This window comes from Streptomyces sp. NTH33 (assembly GCF_003236365.1).
In the GTDB taxonomy this organism is placed as follows: Bacteria; Actinomycetota; Actinomycetes; order Streptomycetales; family Streptomycetaceae; genus Streptomyces.
Genome location: NZ_POTZ01000678.1, coordinates 1 through 2,769 on the forward strand (window position 1 = coordinate 1; position 2,769 = coordinate 2,769).

The 2,769-nt window shown below is 72.8% G+C and carries 3 protein-coding genes; all 3 read left to right on the plus strand.

Annotation, left to right across the window (positions count from 1 at the left end):
- Positions 1-1,260 (plus strand): transketolase-like TK C-terminal-containing protein (locus tag C1I97_RS34810; RefSeq protein WP_441349189.1); only part of this gene is annotated, 1,260 nt, incomplete at its 5' end.
- A 75-nt stretch (positions 1,261-1,335) separates the two neighbouring features.
- Positions 1,336-2,328: a helix-turn-helix transcriptional regulator gene (locus C1I97_RS34815; protein ID WP_111006966.1), complete on the plus strand. Its 993-nt coding sequence runs from the start codon at positions 1,336-1,338 to the stop codon at positions 2,326-2,328.
- A 56-nt stretch (positions 2,329-2,384) separates the two neighbouring features.
- A partial coding sequence (locus tag C1I97_RS34820) for a DUF4240 domain-containing protein (protein WP_111006967.1) occupies positions 2,385-2,769 on the plus strand: 385 nt, incomplete at its 3' end.

A 2,769-nucleotide genomic window follows, 5' to 3' on the forward strand; every position in this document is an offset into this window, starting at 1 on the left:
GTCGCCCCGCTTCCCGCCCCCGCCGACAAGGCGTTCACCGCCTTCGACAAGGGCTCCGGCTCGCAGAGCGTGGCCACCACCATGGCGTTCGTCCGCCTGGTCAAGGACCTGGTCCGCGACAAGGAGACCGGCAAGCGCTGGGTGCCGATCGTCCCGGACGAGGCGCGCACCTTCGGCATGGAGTCGCTGTTCCCCTCGCTCGGCATCTACTCGCCCAAGGGCCAGACGTACGAGCCGGTCGACCGCGACCAGCTGATGTACTACAAGGAGGCCAAGAACGGCCAGATCCTCAACGAGGGGATCACCGAGGCCGGTTCGATGGCCGACTTCATCGCGGCGTGCACGTCGTACGCGACGCACGGCGAGGCGATGATCCCGTTCTACATCTTCTACTCGATGTTCGGCTGGCAGCGCACCGCCGACCAGATGTGGCAGCTCGCCGACCAGCTCGGCCGCGGCTTCCTGATCGGCGCCACGGCGGGCCGTACGACGCTGACGGGCGAGGGCCTGCAGCACGCCGACGGCCACTCGCCGGCCATCGCGGCGACCAACCCGGCGGCCCTGACGTACGACCCGGCGTTCGCGTACGAGCTCGCGGTCATCGTCAAGGAGGGCCTGCGCCGTATGTACGGCGAGGCGGCGCCCGGCGAGGACCAGGACGTCTTCTACTACCTGACCGTCTACAACGAGCCGCTGCCGCAGCCGGCGAAGCCGTCCGGCGCCGGTGTCGACGAGGGCATCGTCAAGGGCCTGTACCGGTTCAACACGGCGGAGTCGACGGGGCTCTCGGTCCCGGCCAACGCCCCGCGGATCCAGCTGCTCGGCTCGGGCACGGCGATCCACTGGGCGCTGGACGCGCAGAAGCTGCTCGCCGAGGAGTGGGGCGTGGCCGCCGACGTGTGGTCGGCGACCTCCTGGGGCGAGCTGCGCCGGGACGCCATGGAGGCCGACGCGGCGCTGCTGCGCGGCGAGGAGCGGGTGCCGTACGTACGCCGGGCGCTGCAGGGCGCCGAGGGCCCGGTCCTCGCGGTCTCCGACTACATGCGCCAGGTCCCGGACCAGATCGCGCAGTGGGTCGAGCAGGACTACTCCTCGCTGGGCACCGACGGCTTCGGCCTGTCGGACACCCGTGAGGCCGCCCGCCGCCACTTCGGCGTCGACGCCCAGTCGATCGTCGTCGCCGCCCTGGCCCAGCTCGCCCGGCGCGGCGAGGTGAAGGCCTCGGCGGTCAAGGAGGCGCGGGAGAAGTACGGCCTGTAAGGGCTGACGGGCGAGGAAGGGGTACGGAGCTCTCCGTACCCCTTCGTTGTCGGTGGCCCCCGGCATGATGGCCGTATGCGTGCCGCCCGTCTGATCAAAATGGTGCTGCTGCTCCAGTCGCGGCCCTCGATGACCGCCGCCGAGCTGGCCCGGGAGCTGGAGGTGTCGGAGCGGACCGTCACGCGGGACGCGCAGGCGCTGTCGGAGGCGGGCGTGCCGGTGTACGCCGACCGGGGCCGGGCCGGGGGCTACCGGCTGGTGGGCGGCTACCGCACCCGGCTGACAGGACTGGCCCGCGGTGAGGCCGAGGCGCTGTTCCTGAGCGGCGTACCGACGGCTCTCAGGGAGATGGGCTGGGAGGACGCCGCGTCGGCCGCCCGGCTGAAGGTGTCGGCGGCCCTTCTCCCCTCCCTGCGCGACGCCTCCCGTACGGCGGCGCAGCGCTTCCACCTGGACGCGCCCGACTGGTTCCGGGAGCCGAGGACGCCCGAGCTGCTGCCGGCGGTCGCGGACGCGGTGTGGGACGACCGGCGGGTCACCGCACGGTACCGGCGCGGCGAGGCGGAGGCCGTACGGGAGCTGGAGCCGTACGGCCTCGTGCTCAAGGCGGGCGTGTGGTACCTGTGCGCGCGGGCCGCCGGGCCCGGGGCGTGTTCCGGAAGCGGCGCCTTCCGGGTGTACCGCGTCGACCGGTTCACCTCGGTGGAGGCGGCCGGGGAGCGGTTCGAGCGGGACGGCGGCTTCGACCTGCCCGGCTTCTGGGAGGAGCGGGCGGAGCAGTTCGCGCGGTCGATCCTGCGGGCCGAGGTGGTGGTGCGGCTGTCCGGGGAGGGCGTGCGGCGACTGGTGCACGCCGTGGGTCCGGTGCCGGCCCGGGAGGCGCTGGCGTCGGCCGGCGCCCCTGATGGGCGCGGGTGGGTGACGGTCACCGTGCCGGTCGAGTCCGAACAGGTCGCGCACACCCAACTCACGGCCCTCGGGCCGGAGGTCGAGGTACTGGCACCGCAGGCGCTGCGGGAGCGCTTCGCGCGCGACGCGGCACGGCTGGGCGCGCTGTACCACTCATAACGATCCGCCGCACTCCGCGTGCGCCCCCCGGCGCGAGGGCCGATGCTTGAGCCGTGATGGACGAGACGGAGTTCTGGGAGCTGATCGACAGCAGCCGCGAGGCCGCCGAGGGCGATCCGGAGGAGCAGGCCGACCTGCTCGTCGAGCGGCTGCTCGGCTGCGACCCCGAGGTGATCCTGGACTTCGCCCGTCACTTCGAGTCCCGGTACAACCGCGCCTACCGCTGGGACGTGTGGGGCGCCGCCTGGGTGCTTCTGGACGGGGCCAGCGACGACGCCTTCGACTTCTTCCGGTGCTGGCTGATCGGCCAGGGCCGGGAGGTCTTCGAGGGCGCCCTGCACGACCCGGACTCGCTCGCCGACCTGCTGGGCGACTTCGACGAGGAGATCGACGGCGACGGCGAGGAACTCGGCTACGCCGCCGACGAGGCCTACGAACAGC